14 protein-coding genes and 1 pseudogene are annotated in these 18,463 nt (G+C 61.7%); 8 read left to right on the plus strand and 7 right to left on the minus strand.

All coding sequences use genetic code 11. The features are described from left to right. Together HU765_RS25755 and HU765_RS25760 are read left to right on the plus strand one after the other, a co-directional pair. Positions 1 to 225, plus strand: a pseudogene (locus tag HU765_RS25755) (phage infection protein); the annotation flags it as partial. A gap of 154 nt (positions 226 to 379) precedes the next feature. Further along, positions 380 to 2,023 carry a diguanylate cyclase gene (locus HU765_RS25760; RefSeq protein ID WP_186552570.1) on the plus strand — a complete coding sequence of 548 codons (1,644 nt, stop codon included), beginning with the start codon at positions 380 to 382 and terminating at the stop codon, positions 2,021 to 2,023. A gap of 46 nt (positions 2,024 to 2,069) precedes the next feature. On the opposite strand, the gene HU765_RS25765 is transcribed toward HU765_RS25760, so the two are convergent. Then, complete coding sequence (locus tag HU765_RS25765) at positions 2,070 to 2,450, minus strand: cytochrome c family protein (protein ID WP_186623840.1); 381 nt, start codon at positions 2,448 to 2,450, stop codon at positions 2,070 to 2,072. Between the two features lie 35 nt (positions 2,451 to 2,485). Then, complete coding sequence (locus tag HU765_RS25770; RefSeq protein WP_186623841.1) at positions 2,486 to 3,817, minus strand: PLP-dependent aminotransferase family protein; 1,332 nt, start codon at positions 3,815 to 3,817, stop codon at positions 2,486 to 2,488. 89 nt (positions 3,818 to 3,906) lie between these two features. Between HU765_RS25770 and HU765_RS25775 the strand changes: the two genes are divergently transcribed. Further along, complete coding sequence (locus HU765_RS25775; protein WP_186623843.1) at positions 3,907 to 4,800, plus strand: DMT family transporter; 894 nt, start codon at positions 3,907 to 3,909, stop codon at positions 4,798 to 4,800. On the opposite strand, the gene HU765_RS25780 is transcribed toward HU765_RS25775, so the two are convergent. Further along, positions 4,797 to 5,618, minus strand: a complete 822-nt coding sequence (locus HU765_RS25780; protein ID WP_186623845.1) for an AraC family transcriptional regulator — start codon at positions 5,616 to 5,618, stop codon at positions 4,797 to 4,799. The two genes, HU765_RS25775 and HU765_RS25780, sit on opposite strands and share 4 nt — an antisense overlap. Positions 5,619 to 5,750: 132 nt before the next feature. Between HU765_RS25780 and HU765_RS25785 the strand changes: the two genes are divergently transcribed. After that, complete coding sequence (locus tag HU765_RS25785; protein ID WP_186623847.1) at positions 5,751 to 6,269, plus strand: carboxymuconolactone decarboxylase family protein; 519 nt, start codon at positions 5,751 to 5,753, stop codon at positions 6,267 to 6,269. 192 nt (positions 6,270 to 6,461) lie between these two features. Continuing rightward, positions 6,462 to 8,693, plus strand: a complete 2,232-nt coding sequence (locus HU765_RS25790; RefSeq protein WP_186623860.1) for a response regulator — start codon at positions 6,462 to 6,464, stop codon at positions 8,691 to 8,693. Here HU765_RS25790 and HU765_RS25795 read toward each other — a convergent pair. Next, positions 8,661 to 10,106 (minus strand): SulP family inorganic anion transporter, encoded by a 1,446-nt coding sequence (locus HU765_RS25795; protein ID WP_186623849.1) that lies wholly within the window; start codon positions 10,104 to 10,106, stop codon positions 8,661 to 8,663. The genes HU765_RS25790 and HU765_RS25795 overlap by 33 nt on opposite strands. Positions 10,107 to 10,266: 160 nt before the next feature. Between HU765_RS25795 and HU765_RS25800 the strand changes: the two genes are divergently transcribed. Beyond that, positions 10,267 to 10,569 (plus strand): hypothetical protein, encoded by a 303-nt coding sequence (locus tag HU765_RS25800; RefSeq protein WP_186623851.1) that lies wholly within the window; start codon positions 10,267 to 10,269, stop codon positions 10,567 to 10,569. Between the two features lie 184 nt (positions 10,570 to 10,753). On the opposite strand, the gene HU765_RS25805 is transcribed toward HU765_RS25800, so the two are convergent. Further along, positions 10,754 to 11,287, minus strand: a complete 534-nt coding sequence (locus HU765_RS25805; protein WP_186623853.1) for a cysteine hydrolase family protein — start codon at positions 11,285 to 11,287, stop codon at positions 10,754 to 10,756. A gap of 65 nt (positions 11,288 to 11,352) precedes the next feature. Beyond that, entirely contained in the window at positions 11,353 to 13,080 is a 1,728-nt protein-coding gene (gene ggt / locus HU765_RS25810; protein ID WP_186623855.1) for a gamma-glutamyltransferase, read from the minus strand. 150 nt (positions 13,081 to 13,230) lie between these two features. Between ggt and HU765_RS25815 the strand changes: the two genes are divergently transcribed. After that, entirely contained in the window at positions 13,231 to 13,746 is a 516-nt protein-coding gene (locus HU765_RS25815) for a methylated-DNA--[protein]-cysteine S-methyltransferase (protein ID WP_186623857.1), read from the plus strand. Between the two features lie 87 nt (positions 13,747 to 13,833). On the opposite strand, the gene HU765_RS25820 is transcribed toward HU765_RS25815, so the two are convergent. Beyond that, entirely contained in the window at positions 13,834 to 14,424 is a 591-nt protein-coding gene (locus tag HU765_RS25820; RefSeq protein ID WP_186623858.1) for an NUDIX domain-containing protein, read from the minus strand. A 197-nt stretch (positions 14,425 to 14,621) separates the two neighbouring features. Here HU765_RS25820 and HU765_RS25825 point away from each other — a divergent pair. Further along, positions 14,622 to 18,463, plus strand: a 3,842-nt coding sequence (locus HU765_RS25825; protein ID WP_186623859.1) for a DUF6531 domain-containing protein, incomplete at its 3' end; no start/stop codon positions are given.

An 18,463-nucleotide genomic window follows, 5' to 3' on the forward strand; every position in this document is an offset into this window, starting at 1 on the left:
GATCGTCTGATCGAACGCCGCGTTGCCGAAGGTGGCTCTGATCGTCTGATCGAACGCCGCGTTGCCGAAGGTGGCTCCGATCGTCTGATCGAACGCCGCGTTGCCGAAGGTGGCTCTGATCGCCTGATCGAACGCCGCGTTGCCGAAGGTGGCTCCGATCGTCTGATCGAACGCCGCGTTGCCGAAGGTGGCTCCGATCGTCTGATCGAACGCCGCGTTGCCTGAAGCAAACGCTCGACCGCAGCACCCATGAAAAAGCCCGGCCTGATCAGCCGGGCTTTTTTATTCCAGTGTCGTTTCTATGAACCCGTTCGCTGGTGGCCTGTCGTCGATGTCGCATACCATGGCGCCACTTTTATAAAAACAGACCCCGCCCGCCATGTTCAAAGCCAGTCTGCGCAGCCATCTCACCCTATGGTTCGCCGGTTTATCCCTGCTGACGCTGTTGAGCGTGGGCTTTTATGTCGGTCATATCGCCACCGAACAAATGAAACAGGCCAGCGGCAATGCGCTGCTGAACACCGCGCGGGCGGCGGCGACGTTATTGGGCGAACAACTGCGCGAACGCCAGTTGGAGGTTTACCTGCTCAGCCGCGCACCGCATCTGGAACGTGGCGACCTGGACAACCCGGAAATTCTCGAGTCGATGCAACTGCGCTCGCAGGCGCGCACCGAATATGCCTGGATGGGTGTGGCTGATGCCGACGGCAAGGTGCATCAAGCGGTCAACGATTTGCTGGTCGGACAGTCGGTCCAGCAACGTCCATGGTTCCAGGTCGGGTTGCGCCGGCAATACACCGGCGATCCCCACGAAGCCGTGCTGCTGGCCAAATTGCTGCCGGGTCTGCCCAATGGCGAACCGCTGCGCTTCATCGATTTCGCCGCGCCGATCCATAACGGCGCAGGGCAGATCATCGGTGTGCTGGGCGCACACGCGCACTGGAGCTGGGTAACCCGAATTGTCGAATCGGCGGCGTTCTCTCATAAAAACTCGGCGCCGGATATCCAGGCACTGATCATCGACCACGACGGCAAGGTGCTGTACCCCGAAGCGCTGATGGGCCAGCAACTGGCGGTCAACGATGCGGCGGCGCCGGGCTGGTCGGCGGGGCATGGCTACCTGACCAGTATGGTCACTGTGCCGACGCCGTCGGGTACCGCGTTGTCGTGGTCGATCGCCATCCGCCAGCCATTGGAGACGGCCCTGCAACCGGCGCGGCTGCTGCTGTATGAGCTGTTGCTGCTGGGCGTGTCTGCCGCGGTGGTTTTTGCTCTGGTGGCTTATTACCTGGCGCTGCACCTGAGTCGACCGATCGAGCAACTCGCGCGCGCGGCCAAACAGGTGCAGAACAACCAGACCGGTGCACGTTTCCAGCTCCAGCATCCGGTGCGGGAAATCGCCCAGTTGGGCCAGTCCATCGATGCCATGACCCAATCGCTGCTTGGCAAGGAACGCGAGTTGCAAGAGGCCAATGCCTCACTGGAAGCCACCGTGGCGCAACGCACCGCGGCGCTGACCCAGGCCAACGCCGAACTGCTGAGCCTGGCGACCCACGACGGTTTGACCGGCGTATACAACCGCCGCCGCTTCGACGAAAAAATCAGCGAGTACGTGCTGCTCTCGCGGCGAACGGGGCGCCCCTTCGCCCTGTTGCTGATCGACGCCGACCACTTCAAACGCATCAATGACACTTACGGCCATGCCATCGGTGACGAGGTGCTGCAACAGTTGGCGCAATTGATTCAGAGCAGCGTGCGCACGACCGATTTCGTTGCGCGATACGGTGGCGAAGAGTTTGCCGTGCTGTTGCCGGAAATCGCTCAGCCCGACACCCCAGAGGTGGTCGCCGAGAAAATTCGTGCGGCAGTTGCCCAAGCGCAGTTTCCCGGCGTCGGGCAGGTCACGGTAAGCATCGGTCTGGGCCTGGCGGACCCGGCGGATAACACCCACACGGCATTGATCAAACGGGTCGATCAGCAGTTGTATCAGGCCAAGGCTGCAGGGCGTAATCAGGTGGCGTGATCAACATTACGCCACACCGCCGGACGGTTCAGTACTTGAGCCGGGTTCATGGAGCGGTTGTTTGGAACGTCTGAAGATACGCCAACAGGTTGTTGAGTTTCTCCTCATCGCTCAGCCCCCAAAAAATCATGCGCGTGCCCGGAACCACGCCCTTCGGGTCTTCGAGATACGCCTTCAACGTCTCGTGGTTCCAAGTGATGCCCGAGTTTTTCATCGCATCGGAGTAGACGTAGTTCGCCGACGTCCCGGCAACGCGGCCGAAGATGCCATTGAGCTGCGGACCGAATCCAGGGCGCGCGGATTCGCCGACCTGATGGCAGCCGCCGCACAGGCGTGGAAAGATTTTCGCGCCGGCCTCGGGATCGCCTGCGGCATGAGCGCTGGCGCTGAAGATCAGGGCCAGCGCCAGTAATGCAGTGTTTTTCATCGATCGTTCCAGACTGTTTGTGACGTCGGTGCAGTTTACAGGTAAGCGCCGATAATCCGTCTGACGGTGGTCAACGCCTCGCGCAACACCGCCATGTCCACCGACCCCAGCGCCAGACGAATCGCATGCGGGACATGGGACGAGACTGAAAACGGCTCGGCGCTGGTCACCGAAATCTGTTGCTGCATCAACTCGACAACGATGTGATCGGCGCGCACGTCTTCCGGCAGTGGCAGCCACAAGAAGTACGACGCCGGGTGGGCAATGTACGGCAACCCTTTGAGCACCTCGGCGGCCAACGCCTGGCGAGCCTTGGCATCGTGGCGTTTCTGCTCTTCGAGTGCCGTGACGGTGCCGTCGTCGAGCCAGCCGCAGGCCAGCGCAGTCATTACTCCAGGCGTGTTCCAGGTCGTGGCGCGAATGATGCGCTCCAACGCCGGCACTTTGTCCATGGGCGCTGCAATGAAGCCGACCCGCAGGCCGGTGGCGATGCTTTTCGACAGGCCGCTGACGTAGACCGTGCGCTCCGCCGCCAGATCGATCAACGCGCGCGGCGGTTCTTGCACCAGGAAAGCGTAGGCCGCGTCTTCGATGATCGTCAGATCATGCCGGCGGGCGATCGCCACCAATTGCTCGCGCTGTGCCAAAGGCATCACCCAGCCCAACGGATTGTGCAGCGTCGGCATGCTATATACCGCGCGCACCGCACGGCTGCGACACAGTTCCTCCAGCGCTTGCAGGTCCGGGCCGTGCGCAGCCGCCGGAATCGCAACCACTTCCAGGTGCAACGCTTCGGCGAGGACCTTGAACCCGGAATAGGTCAGCGCATCCGCAGCAATCACATCGCCGGGTTTGAGCAGGGCCATCAGCGCCACGGCCAGCCCCTGTTGGGCGCCATTGACGATTAATATTTGCCCGGCCTCCACCGTTACGCCGCCGGCCAACAAATGACGCGCCACCGAGGCGCGCTCGTGCGTGCGTCCGGCATGGGGCTGATAGCGCAACAGCGCTTCGAGATCCCCGGACAAGGCCAATTGGCGCAACGCGCTGCGTAACAGCTCGGCCTGCCCGGGTAACGATGGGTAGTTGAAATTGAGATCAATCATTCCGACCGCCACGTCTTTCTGATCAATACCCTGCCCCGGCGCCAGCGAGGTTTCGCGGACAAACGTGCCGCGCCCGGTCTCACCGCTGACCAGCCCCATGGCCTCAAGCTCGGCGTACACGCGCGAAGCCGTAACCAAGGCCAGACCCTCTTCAGAGGCCAGTTGCCGATGGGTCGGCAGCCGCGTGCCGGGCGCCAGGCGACCGCCACGAATGTCGGCGGCAAAGCGGTCAACCAGAGCCTTGTAGCGAGAACGGCGCATAGCGAGGCGTATCCATGACAATTTTTTGATTGTGCTGATTCTCAGGCCCAGGATAGCGGCAATGCAACCCACCTTAGAGTGCGAACCGAATGGAACGATTGTCGAACCCGAGCCACCCGGCGCTGGAAAAAAGCCGTGGCTGGATCAACGGCTTTATCGGCGTGCTGATTTTCAGCGGCTCACTGCCGGCCACACGGCTGGCGGTGCTGGAATTCGATCCGGTGTTTCTCACCGTCCTGCGCGCCGCCATTGCTGGCGCAGTGGCCGTGGCGCTGTTGTGGCTGTTGCGCGAACGGCGACCGGCGCCTGATCAGTGGCTGTCGTTGTTCATTGTGGCGATGGGCGTCGTACTCGGCTTTCCGTTGCTGACAGCACTGGCGCTGCAACACGTCACGTCGGCGCATTCGATTGTGTTTGTCGGATTGCTGCCGCTGGCCACGGCGATTTTCGCCGTGTTGCGGGGCGGCGAACGTCCGCGTCCGGTGTTCTGGATGTTCTCTCTTTTGGGCAGCGCACTGGTGGTCGGCTTCGCGCTGGCACAAGGCGTGAGCGCGCAGCCGACCGGCGACCTGCTGATGCTTGCCGCGATTCTGACCTGTGGGCTGGGGTATGCCGAGGGCGCGAAACTGTCGCGAACCCTCGGCGGCTGGCAGGTGATCTGCTGGGCCTTGGTGCTGGCGCTGCCGCTCATGGCACTGTCGAGTCTGTGGCTGGCACCCGCCTCGTTCGGCCAGATCAGCATCTCGGCGTGGGTATGTCTGGCCTACGTGTCGCTGTTCAGCATGCTGATCGGTTTTGTGTTCTGGTATCGCGGCCTGGCCCAGGGCGGCATCGCGGCGGTCGGACAGTTGCAGCTGTTGCAACCGTTTTTCGGTTTGGCGCTGGCGGCGACGCTGCTGCATGAGTCAGTCAGCCCGGGCATGCTTGCCGTGACGCTGGGGGTGATTCTGTGCGTGGCCGGGGCGAAAAAGTTTGCCCGCTAGCGTTCAGCTTCGGCCTGCCACTGCCGGGGACTGACCCCGGTTTTGCGGCGAAACGCCCGGGCCAGCGCTGACGGACTTTCATAGCCGACTTCAGCGGCAATCAGCGCAATCGGTGTGCCTTCGCGCAGACGTTTCTGCGCGAGGCTGACCCGCCAGCTCAGCAGATAGTCCGCCGGGGTCTGCCCGACGATCCGGCGAAAGTATTCGGCAAACCCGGCCCGGGACAAATTCGCAGCGCTCGCCAGATCGGCCACGCTCCACGGTTTTGCCGGTTCGTCGTGGATCAGGTTCAAGGCACGCGACACGCGTGGATCGGCCAGACCTGCCATCATTCCCGCTGGCTGGTCACGGCTGCCGATGAGATGGCGCAGCAGCAGAATCACCAACAGTTCGAACAATCGATCCATCACCGCCACCCGCCCGCAATGGTCTTCGAACGCTTCGTTGAACAGCCATTGGAGGGTGCTGCCCAGTTCGGGAATCTGCGTGAGTTTCAACACCAGGTAATCCGGCAGCGCCGCCGCCAGCGCATTGCCCGAACCGCCATCAAACGTCAGCGTCGCGCAGACCACCTGAGTGGCCATGGCTTCGTCGGCGAACATGCGATGGGTAAACGGCCGGGGAAAGAATATCAGCGAAGGCTCGTCCAGGCGGATTTCGCGCTCGTTGCCCGGCTTGAGCAGCAACGTCCCGGCTTGCAGCACATGCACATGCCCGACCGATTCGCCTTCGTGCACACTGATGCCGCAAAACGCACCGCTGTGAAAGGTGCCGGCATGCACGCCGAAATGGCGGAGCAAGGTCGAAAGGCGATCCATAGGCAACTCCACTGTGCATATCTGGACGATCTGCCGCATATCCTCGACGATTTGCCGCCAAGGCGCTACCAGCGATCCCTAACATCCTCTCCATGCACGGCGCACTTCGCCCCGGAGTTTCGGAGAATCACCATGAGCCGCATCACCGCTATCAACCTCGAAACCGCCACCGACGCCACCCGCCCTGTGCTCGAAGGCGTGAAGAAAAAAATCGGCTTTCTGCCGAATGTGTTCGCCACCCTCGCCCACGCGCCGGTCGCCCTCGACACTTACCTGCAAGCCTCGGCGTTGCTGGGCAAGTCCTCGCTCAGCGCCCAGGAAAAAGAAGCGGTGTATCTGGCCACTTCGCAAGTCAATGGTTGCGATTACTGCCTGGCCGCGCACACCCTGTTTGCCGGCAAGGCCGGGCTGTCGGCGCAAGACATCGCCGCGGCGCGTCAGGGAGAACTGAATGCCTACGCCGCGCTCGCGCAACAGCTGACGCACAGCCGCGGCCACTTGAGCGATGCGCAGATCGCTGCCGCCCGTGCCGCCGGTATTGATGACCGCAAGATCATCGAAGTGATTGCTTTGGTGGCGGTGCAGACGCTGACCAACTACCTGAACAACACTGCGCTGACCGACATTGATTTTCCGCCCATCGACGCCTGATCAACACTGAAAAAAACCAGGGGTGAAGGAATTTCCCCTTCACCCTTGGCTTTTTCTCCCGCCAGCACCCATGCCATGATGCGCATGAACCCGAACAAGGCGTGCTGCAAGGAAGTGTCCGTGGTGCTGAAACCAAACAGCACCGGCCACGGTCTTTGTTCACATGCAGACGTTACGAAAGACACCGATCCCATGACCGACTGGTTGCAAGACAACGGCAAGATGGCCGAGCAGATTCGGCGACACGACTGGGCGAATACGCCCCTCGGCCCGTTGGAACACTGGCCCGATGTCCTCAAAACCACTGTCTCGCTCAGCCTTGCCTCGCACTTTCCCCAGGCCATCGTCTGGGGCCCGGAACTGATCACCCTGTTCAACGACGCCTTCGTGCCGATTCTCGGCAACAAGCCTCACGCGCTTGGCCGCCCGTTCAGCGATATCTGGAAAGAAGCCTGGAGCGAAATCAGTCCGATTGCCGACGCGGCGTTCGCCGGCCAGGCCACCTACATTGAAAACTTCGCCCTGATGATCGAACGCGGCAGCGGCCCGGAGCAGGCGTATTTCACCTTTTGCTACAGCCCGGTTCGTGACCCCTTCGGCAAGGTGGTCGGCATGATCGACACCGTCACCGAAACCACCCAGACGGTGTTTCTCAATCAGCGTCTGGCCGTGCTCGATGCGATCGGCAACGCCGTGACCAACGCCACTGACGCGCAAGCCATTCTTGCCGCCAGCACGCGGCTGATGGTCGAGCACCTCCGTCTATCCAACTGTGCCTACGCCGATATGGACGCCGATGAAGATGGCTTCACCATCCGCGGCGACTGCGCGGCGCCGGGCTCGCCAAGCATCGTCGGCCACTATCGATTGCGAGATTTTGGCGAGAAAGCCCTCAGCCTGTTGCGCGCCGGTGAACCGCTGGTCATTCATGACAACCGCAGCGAATTGCCCCCTGAAGAAGCGGCGGCGTTCCAGACTATCGGCATCGCCGCGACCATTTGTGTGCCGTTGATCAAACAAGGTCGCCTGACCGCGTTGATGGCGATCCACGACAAAGTACCGCGGGTCTGGTCGAGCTTCGAGCAGGCGCTGTTGAGCGAAGTGACCGAGCGTTGCTGGGCGCACATCGAACGTGTGCGCGCTGATGCCAACGTGCGCGAAGGCCTGCTGGCGCTGGCCGAACTCAATGCCACACTGGAGCAACGGGTCGAAGAGCGCAGCTTGCGCCTGGCCCACGCGGAGTCGGCGTTGCGCCAGTCGCAAAAACTCGAAGCCATCGGCCAGCTGACCGGCGGTGTGGCGCATGACTTCAACAACCTGTTAACGATCATTCGCTCCTCGGTAGATTTCCTGCGCCAGCCCAACCTGTCCGAAGAACGCCGGCAGCGCTATATGCGCGCGGTTTCCGATACGGTCGAGCGCGCGTCCAAGCTGACCAGCCAGCTACTCGCCTTCGCCCGACGCCAGCCGCTCAATCCACAAGTCGTGGATGCCTGCGAGCGCCTGGCGAACATTGGCGAAATGCTTGAATCGGTCACCGGTGCGCAAATTCATGTCTGCGTCGAGCGGCCTGATCATCCCTGCTATATCCGCGTCGATTTGAGCCAGTTCGAAACAGCGCTGATCAATATTGCCCTCAACGCCCGCGACGCAATGCAGGGGCAAGGCCTGCTCAAACTGCGTCTTGAGTGCCACAAACCGCTGCCACCGATTCGCGGCCATGCCGGCGCCGACAGCCCGTTCGTGTCGATTGCCCTGGCGGATACCGGTGGCGGCATCGACCCGAAAACCCTCGAACATATTTTCGAACCGTTTTTCACCACCAAGGATGTCGGCAAAGGCACGGGGCTGGGACTGTCGCAGGTCTTCGGGTTCGCCAAGCAATCAGGCGGCAACGTCGACGTGTCCAGCGTGATCGGTCAAGGCACCGAATTCACTTTGTACCTGCCGGAAGTGCTGGCGGTGGAACGGGAAGCGGACGAGGCGGCGGATGACGACCTGCCCCATCCAGCGCCTGTTCAGCGGCGGGTGCTGGTGGTCGAGGACAACCTGGACGTCGGCCGGTTTGCCAATCAGATTCTTCAGGACCTGGGTTATGAAACGGCTTGGGCGACCAACGCCGAAGAGGCCTTGCGCCTGGCCGGGGCCGATGCCATGGCGTTCGACGCGGTGTTTTCCGATGTGGTCATGCCCGGCATCACTGGCGTCGCCCTGGCCCGCGAACTGCGCCAGCGCCGCCCCGATCTGCCGGTGATTTTGACGTCCGGCTACAGCGAAGAACTGGCACGCAGCGGTTATGAAGGTTTCGAGTTTCTCGCCAAGCCCTATTCCGCCGAACAGGTCTCGCGGATTCTCGGCAAGACCTGGCTCAAGGAAGCGGCCGCCGCGCCGTCAGTCGTGGTCGACGCCAGCGCGCTTGAGTAACTTCTTGCAACGCTCCGACAGATGAAACACCTGTAAGTGCTTGCCGGCCTTGGCGTAGCGCTCACGCAGGGTTTTCAGCGCGGCAATCGCCGAGTAATCGACAAAACTCAAGTGTCGGCAATCGAGGGTAACTCGGTCCGGATCGTTGGCCGGATCGAACCGGTTGAGAAACGGTGTGGTCGAGGCGAAGAACAGCGTGCCGTGCAGGCGGTAGAGCTTGCTGCCGTCGGCTTCCAGATGTTCATCGGCATACAGCTCGCGCGCCTGCTGCCAAGCGAAATTGAGCGCGGCGATGATGATCCCGCACAGCACCGCCGTGGCCAGATCGGTGAACACCGTGATTGTGGTCACAGCGACAATCACCAGCACATCGTTGAGCGGCACCTTGTTGATCACCCGCAGCGAAGCCCAGGCGAAGGTTTGCTGCGAGACCACGAACATCACCCCCACCAGCGCCGCCAGCGGAATACGCTCGATCAGCGGTGACAGAAACAGGATAAACAGCAGAATCAGCACCCCCGCCACCACGCCGGACAAACGCCCGCGGCCACCGGAACTGAGGTTGATCACGGTCTGGCCGATCATCGCGCAACCGCCCATGCCGCCGAACGCACCCGAGACCATGTTCGCCGCGCCCAGCGCCACGCATTCACGATCCGGGTAGCCACGGGTTTCGGTGATTTCATCGGTGAGGTTGAGGGTCAGCAGGGTTTCCAGCAGGCCGACCAGCGCCATCAGAATCGCGTACGGCGCGATGATGCGCAGGGTTTCAAGGTTCCACGGGATGTCCGGCAAAGCGAAGGTCGGCAAGCCACCGGCAATGTGCGCCATGTCGCCGAGGGTGCGGGTCGGCAGGCCGAACAGATAGACCAGCAGGCCGACGCCAAGGATCGCCACCAGTGCCGGCGGCACCGCGCGGGTCAGGCGCGGCAGCACATAGACGATGGCCATGGTCAGCAGCACCAGCCCGGTCATCAGGTACAACGGCGTGCCGCTGAGCCAGTGTTCGCCGCTTTTGAAGTGTTCCAGTTGCGCCAGGGCAATAATGATCGCCAGGCCGTTGACGAAGCCGAGCATCACCGGGTGCGGCACCATGCGCACCAGTTTGCCCAAGCGCAGCAGCCCGAACGCCACCATGATCAGACCGCCCAGCAACACCGTCGCCAGCAGATATTGCACCCCGTGCTGCACCACCAGCGCGACGATCACCACCGCCATCGAACCGGCCGCTCCGGAGACCATCCCCGGCCGGCCGCCAAACAGTGCGGTGAGCGTACAAATGATGAAAGCGCCATACAGGCCCATCAGCGGATTGAGGTGCGCCACCAGCGCAAATGCAATGCATTCGGGCAACAGGGCAAACGAGGTGGTGAGTCCGGCCAGGACATCGGCGCGCAGACGAATCGGTTTCATGGCTTACCTGATGTGCGCGGCCGCCGGGCGCGGCCGCGGATGTTCGCAAAAAAGAGGGAGGCGAATGTTACGGAATTGTTCGGCCTCGGGCCAGTGAAACGCTGACACGGGTTGGCACGGGCTTTATGCTGCCGTCCTTATTCACTCAATGGATCCGAGCATGTCTGCGTTTCTGTCGGCCCGTGAAGTCTGTCAGCGCCTGCGCGAGGCGGCGCTGGGTGTGCTTGCGCTGGAAATCTGCCAGGTGATCCCCGAGTCTGGATTGATCGCGGTCGATATCGAAGGCTGGCACCTGGTATTGGATTTTGCCGAGGGCCGCTTGCATCACTGTGAATACGCGCGCAACTGCGCCGGGGACGAAGCGTCGCTGCACACCTGGCAGCGTTATGGCACCGACCCGGTGAGCCTGCTCAGCACATGGGAACTGGCGCAGATCGAGCGGTTGCTGCAGCCTCCGTGTTGAATGTAGCGACCGCTTCGTGAGCAAGCTCACTCCCACCTTTGATTTGCGGCAGACACAAGAGAATTGACGCCGCCGGTCCCTGTGGGAGCGAGCTTGCTCGCGAAGGCGTCAGGCCAGTCAACGAAGAGGGTGCGGCTGATGGCCTCATCGCGAGCAGGCTCACTCCTACAAGTTTCGCGTACGCTCAGAAAGTTATTTTTGCAGCCGGTTTAACATCGGTGCGTGCCACGGCGCTGGTGAGTGCCGCGAAATCCTTGTTGTGTTGGGCAATGATGTCCTCGGCAGTCATGGTGCCGTTATCGACCGTCGAATGCGCGTCTTGCGCGACGACGACGTCGTAGCCCAGCTCATGTGCGCTGCGAACGGTGGCGTTGACGCAGTAATCGGTTTGCAGACCGCAGATCACCAGGCGCTCGAAGTCTTCGACGGGTAGCAGCTTGCCGAGGTCGGTCTGGTAGAACGAGTCACCGGTGGTTTTGCCTACGCGCAGGTCCTTCGCGGTAGTCTGCAGATCTTTGGCGAGCTGCCAGCCATCCGCACCGCGAACGAACGGGCCGTCTTTTTCTTCATGTTGAATCAACACCACCGGAACGCCTGCCTTCCGCGCGCGTTGGCTCAAATCATTGATCGTGGCGATCACGCGGTCGATTTCAAAACACTGATATTCACCCGAGCACAGCGCCTGCTGGACGTCGATGATCAGTAATGCGGTGGTCATGTCGAGCCTTCCTTGATCAGTCCTTGAGAATGGGGCGGACTTGCGCCCGCCCCTTTTTACTCCGCTCAATAACCCAATGACAAGCCGGTATTACGCCGTGGATCGTTGGCGCCGTAGAAGCGATTCTTGCCAACCGGTTTGCCGCCCAGCGACGGCGCGCCGACCAGAATCGCAGCGATGTGGTTGGCATCCTGCGGGCCGGCAAACTTGTGGCCCCAGCTTTCGAGCAGCTTCCTGGTATCGGGACTGGCGGCGAAATCTTCGAGGTTGGTTTCTTCCGGCATCCATTGTTGATGGAAGCGCGGCGCATCAACCGCTTCCTGCAGGCCCATGCCGTAATCGATGACGTTGAGCATGGTCAGCAAGGTTGCGGTGATAATCCGGCTGCCGCCCGGGGTGCCAACCACCATCACCACTTTGCCGTCCTTGGTGACGATGGTCGGACTCATCGACGACAGCGGTGCCTTGCCCGGCGCGATGGCGTTGGCTTCGCCCTGCACCAGACCGTACATGTTCGGTACGCCGACCTTGGACGTGAAGTCGTCCATCTCGTCATTGAGGATTACCCCGGTCTTGCTCGCCATCACGCCCGCGCCGAACCAGTCGTTGAGGGTGTAGGTGACCGACACCGCATTGCCCCATTTGTCGACGATCGAATAGTGAGTGGTGTTGCTGCCTTCATGAGGCGCGACCCCGGGTTTCAGCTCAGCCGAAACACCGGCCTTCTGTGGCTGGATGGCGTTACGCAACTGGGTTGCGTACTGCTTGTCCAGCAGATGTTCGATCGGATTCTTTACGAAATCCGGGTCGCCGAGGTAGCTGTTGCGATCCACGTAAGCGTGGCGCATGGCTTCGATCTGATAGTGCATGCCCTGGGCGGAGTGAAAGCCCAGCTCTTTCATGGGATAGCCTTCAAGGATGTTCATGATCTGGCAGATCACCACCCCGCCGGAGCTGGGCGGCGGCGCCGAGACCACGTGGTAGCCGCGGTAATCGCACTCCACCGGGGCCAGCTCACGGGTCTTGTATTTATCGAGATCGGCTTGAGTGATGATGCCCTTGTTGGCCTGACTGGAAGTGACGATGGCGTCGGCGACCCAGCCTTTATAGAAACCGTCGGCGCCTTTGTCGGAAATCGTCCGCAGGGTTTTCGCCAGGTCCTTCTGCACCAGTGTTTGTCCGACCTGCATCGGCTCGCCCTGGCTGAGAAAAATCGAACCGGAGTCGCGCATGTCCTTTTTGAACACGTCGGTGGCGTACTCCAACAGTTCGACGTCGCCCTGCTCCAACACAAAACCGTCCTCGGCCAGTTTGATCGCCGGCGCGATCATTTCCTTGCGCGGTTTGGTACCGTACTTGCTCAGTGCCAGCTCCATGCCGGAAACGGTACCCGGCACGCCAACCGCGAGGTGGCCGCGGGTACTCAGCTCCGGAATGACGTTGCCGGCCTTGTCCAGGTACATGTCGGCGGTGGCGGCCAGCGGCGCTTTTTCACGGAAATCGAGGAACGTTTTGCGCCCGTCCGCCAGTTGAAGGGTCATGAAGCCGCCACCGCCAAGGTTGCCCGCAGCGGGATAAACCACCGCCAGCGCGTAACCCACCGCGACCGCTGCGTCCACGGCGTTACCGCCGCTTTTCAATACGTCGACGCCGACATGGGTCGCCAGATGTTGCGCGGTGACGACCATGCCGTTTTCGCCGGCAACCGGCGCCACCGAAGCGGCGTGAGTCATCAGACAGCTGAGGGCCAGTGAGGTCGCGATCAGCGTTCTGGCCAAGGGTTCGTACTTCATGAGTCGATCTCTTTTTTGTTTTTCGGGACTGTGCGAAACAACGGGCAACGCTTGAAGAGCAACAAGCAGTATGGCCGGCTTTGGGTTTTGCGCCCGCCGATCAGGCAGTATGCTGAGCGCTGCTACCGCGCCGATCCGGAGCCTTTCGCCATGCCTTACACGTTCATCACCCTGCCCTCGCCCGTCGGCGCGCTGAAGCTGGTCGCGAACGGCTCGCGACTGGCGGCCATCCTCTGGGAAAACGACAAACCGAACCGGGTGCGTCTCGGACCGATGGACGAAGCGCCGGACAATCCGATCCTGATGAAAACCGCCCGGCAGCTTGAAGAATATTTTGCCGGTACCCGCAATTGCTTCGATCTGGAGCTGGATTTCGCCGGCACGGCGTTTCAGAAAAAAGTCTGGGCGGCATTGCTGACCATCCCCTTTGGGCAAACGCGCACGTACCGCCAGATCGCGGAGCAGATCGGCAATCCGACCGCGGTGCGGGCGGTTGGCGCCGCGAACGGGCGCAACCCGATTTCCATCGTAGCGCCGTGCCATCGAGTGATCGGCGCCTCGGGAAAACTCACCGGGTTTGCCGGCGGGCTTGAAGCCAAAGAGCGTTTGCTGACCCTGGAGGGTGGCCAATGGTCAGCGGTGGGCAAAACAGGCGATTTGTTTTAGCCACCACGACAGATCAACAGATCGCAGGCTTTGGCAGCTCCTAACCTGGTTTTTTGTAGGCGCTGACGAAGGCTGCGATTTTTTGATTTATAGGGCAAAGAGGTCAGTCATCGCCGCGTATTGCAACAACATGATGGTCTTGGCATCGCAGATCTCGCCACGCTTAAACGCCGCCAGCGCCTCGTCAAATCCCCATTCCAGCACTTCCAGCTCTTCGGTTTCTTCTTCCAGGCCACCGCCCTCGCCGACCCTGGAAGCCGCGTCGTATTCGGCAACGAAGAAATGCAGTTTCTCGGTCACCGAACCGGGGCTCATATACGCCTCGAAAACCTTTTTCACGTCATGCACGCGATAGCCGGTTTCCTCCTCGGCTTCATCCCGAATCCGTTGTTCCGGCGCGGCGCCCTCCAGTAAACCTGCCGCCACTTCGATCAGCAAACCATCATGACCATTGACGAATACCGGCAAACGGAACTGCCGCGTCAGCACCACCGTGCGCTTGTGGCGGTTGAACAGCAGAATCGCCGCGCCGTTACCCCGGTCGTACACCTCACGGGTCTGGCGTTGCCACTCGCCATTGTTGCGACGGTAATCGAAGGTGATTTTTTTCAGCAGGTACCAGTCGTGGGACAGCACCTGAGTGTCGATGATGTTGACCCGCTCGGCTGTGTTGGACATCGCGTCTGATCCTTTTGTCATGAGGCCTTTCACTGGGATAAACGCCCTGTTTCTGGGGCGCCAAGGCCAAACCATATATCGCCTCACAAGGCGTGTCGAACCGTCCTACAGACATCGCCTACTTACCCGACTTCTTTCCTGTTTGTTCCCCCGCAAAGTCCGCGCTCCTGTTTTTTCACGTGCGCGAGCGACTGCAAATGTTTCAACCCGATCGACTACTGGCCCTGAACAACAGCATCGGCCTGCTGGTGGTGGCCGCGCTGAATCCCGAACAGCCGGATTTCGAAACCCTCATCAGCGAGTTCCGCCTGTGCCTGAACAACTACGAGGCCTGGGCCGAGCAGTTCTGGACCGGAACGGCGCTGGATATCGAGCAGGTATTCAAGGTCGGTAACGATGTGCGGTTGAGCGCGCCGATCACCTCGCGTCAGCCGATCAGTTCATCGGTGGTCATGTGCCCGGCCAGCGGCCCGCTGACCCTGGTGCATTTGTTCGACGCCGCGCGCTTTGTGCCCATCGGCGACACCCCGGTGACCCTCGAACCGGTGCTGAGCGACGTCGACGGCGTGCTGACCTTCGGCGAACCGTTGCGCCACACCATCGGCCCGAGCGGGATTCTGGAGGTCACCGATTGCCAGCGGGGCCAGCGTTATCGCATCACCTTCTTTCCCGATGTGTCCACCGCCCATGTGCGCGCCCTGTATGCCTCTTATGAAGGGATCATTGGCAGTCTGGAAGGCTGGCTGCGCAGCGAATGGATAGGCTTTCAGCCGCAATGGACAGAGTTTTCCAGCGCCGGTTTTCTCGACCGTTACGGGCAGTTGCAACAGGCCGACTGGCGCGGACTGGAAAAAGCCCTGAATGGCGTTTGGGATGACATCCAGCAGCTATTCGCCTTGCTCGCCGACTTGCAGGCGAACAGCGAAAAGCTCCTGGAATACCTGAGCGAGGTTGAGCTTGAGGCGCTGCTTGCCGCTTCCAGCGAGGCCATTGCCAGCGTCTTGCTGATGCTCAGCGACGAGCCGCTGCTGTTCATTCATCTGGCCGCGTTCACAAGTTGGCTGAAGATGCTGCCGCCACAGTACCTGGCCGAAGTGGTGGCTGAGGTGCGGGTCGAACTGCTGATCAGTTTTGTGCTGATGCGCATGTCCGCTGGCGTTGGCGTGCCGATGCGCTTGAGCAGCAAGGTGCTGGCGAAAATCAAGTCGCCACGGGCGCGGGAATGGCTGGCAGCTTCGGCGTTGCGCTTGGCTGAACTGACCTCGACACCCGATTTCAACCAGCATGCGGTGGCGTTGAAGCCGTTGATGCTTCATGCGCGTGACGTTGAGCTGAAGCCGACGCCGTCGATTCCGTTGAACATTCGGCAGGCGGATTCGGTGAGGTTGAGCGTGCCGAATCCGGCGCCACTTGCGCGGGAAAAATCGCAAGGCATGACGCGGCTTGAGCGTCATGAATCCCACGACGACGTTCCCGACCAAGCGAAAAACCCCAACGGCGACAGCGCCGATTGCTCCTCGCTGACCTGTACCAACGGCTGCCCGGTGTCGATGGTCACCGGCGAAGAGCTGCTGACGCTCACCGACGCGGTACTGGATGGCGTGCTGCCGTTCGAGTTCACCCGTTTGTACCGCTCCAGCGCGGTGGAGATCGATATCGGCCTCGGGTTTGGCTGGAGCCATTCGCTGGCCCATCGCCTGGCTTTCGATGGCGACGGCGTCGTCTGGATCGACCACGAAAACCGCCGCACGCGGTTTCCTTTACCCAATGCTGCGCGCCCGGCGATCCACAACAGCCTGTCGCGGGCGGCGATCTTTCTGGGCGATGAACCGGAAGAGCTGATCCTGGCTTTGGCCGGCGACAGTCCGCGGTTTTACCACTTTCGCGCCGGACGGCTGACAGCGATCAGCGATGTGTTCGGCAATCGTCTGACCGTGCAGCGCGATCGCGCCGACCGGATTCAGCGCCTGGACAACGGCGCCGGACGTTCGCTGTTGTTGCGCTATGAGCGGGCGCAATTGCTCGGTGTCGATTACCAGATTTTTCAGAATGGCGAATGGACGACCGAGCAGACGCTGGTCAGCTACCGCTTTGATGCCCGGCAACGCCTGCTGGCCGCGACCAACGCGGTCGGCGACAGCGAGCGCTACGACTACGACGATCACCACGTCATCCTGCAGCGGCAACTGACCGGCGGCGCGAGTTTTTTCTGGGAGTGGGAGCGCGAAGGTAAAGCAGCACGCTGCGTGCGCCACTGGGCCTCGTTCTCGCAGATGAACACCCGTTACGTCTGGAACGATGACGACGCCAGTGTGACCGTGCATTACGTCGACGGCACCGAAGAGGTCTACGTCCATGACGAGCGTGCGCGGCTGGTGCGCCAGGTCGCGGCCGATGGTGGTGAACAGCTCAAGGCCTATGACGATCAGGGCCGGTTGATCGCCGAGCAGGATGCTCTGGGCGCGATCACCGAATACCGCTACGACGAGGTCGGACGGCTGATCGCGCTGATTCCGCCGGACGATGCGCCAACGTCCTACGAGTACCGCAACGGTTTTCTCTACAAGCGTTGCCGTGGCGAGGCGGTGTGGATCTATCGGCGCAATGCCGAGGGCGCAGTCACCGAAGCGGTCGATCCCGACGGTCAGGTCACCCATTACTACTACAACCTGCGCGGCCAGTTGCTGTCGCTGCGTTACCCGGACAGCAGCCGCCATCGCTGGGTGTGGAATGAACTCGGCCAGCTCATCGAGGAAACCCTGCCTGACGGTGGCGTCCGGCGCTTTTCCTACGACGCATTGGGACGGCGGACCACGACGCAGGATGAGTTTGGCGTCACTAGCCGTCAGCAGTGGGACGCCGCCGGCCGGCTGATCCTGACGACTTCTCCTACGGGCGCCAGTCGCGCCTACAGCTACGGCGCTTACGGCCAGGTCACCGCCGAGCGCGATGAACTGGGGCGCATCACCCGCTACGAATACGACGACGACCTGCACCTGGTTTCCCGGCGGATCAACCCCGACGGCACTCGCGTGCAGTACCGCTACGACCATGCGCAACTGCTGCTCACCGAGATCGAAAACGAATCGGGCGAAAAGTACCGCCTGGATTACACGCCCACCGGGCTGATCCGCGAGGAAAGCGGCTTCGACGGCCGACGCACCGCCTACGCCTACGACCGCAACGGTCACTTGCTGGAAAAGACCGAGTTCGGTGAGCACGGGCTCAGTCTGGTCACCCGTTATGAGCGCGACAGTGCCGGTCGTTTGCAGGTCAAGACTCTGCCCGACGGCACCAAGGTCAGCTACCAATATGACCGCCTCGGCCGACTGACCGCGGTCGATGACGGCCAGGACCACCCGCTGGCCTTCGAATACGACCGCCAGGACCGGCTGATCACCGAACATCAGGGCTGGGGCACCCTGCGCTATACCTACGACGCCTGCGGTCAGCTCAAGCGGATGCGCCTGCCGGACAACAGCCGGCTCGACTATCACTACGCCAAGGGCGGTGCCCTAAAAGCCATCGACCTCAACGGCACGCCGCTGACGCAGCATGTTTATCGGTCAGGGCGCGAGCAGCAACGCCAGCAAGGCCTGCTGCTCAGCGAATATGCCTACGACGATCAGGGGCGCTTGCTCGCCCACGCTGTAGGTCATCAGCACGCGGCGCTGTATCGCCGCGATTATGCCTACAGCGCCAACGGCAACCTCGAGCACATTGCCGACAGCCGCCACGGCCAGCGCACCTACGGCTACGACGCCCTTGACCGGCTGATCCGCGTGCGCCACTCGCGCGACGAACTGCCCGAATCCTTCGCCCACGACCCGGCCGGCAACCTGCTGATGCAGGATCGCCCCGGCCCGACCAGGATCAAAGGCTACCGCCTGCTGATGCAGGGCGATCGCCATTACGACTACGACGCCTTCGGCAACCTGATCCGCGAACGCAGGGGCCACGGCCAGACCCTCGTCACCGAATACCGCTACGACTGCCAGCACCGCCTGATCGGCCTGACCCGCCCCGACGGCCAAACTGC

Source organism: Pseudomonas sp. SWRI81 (assembly GCF_014268545.1).
In the GTDB taxonomy this organism is placed as follows: Bacteria; Pseudomonadota; Gammaproteobacteria; order Pseudomonadales; family Pseudomonadaceae; genus Aquipseudomonas; species Aquipseudomonas hamedanensis.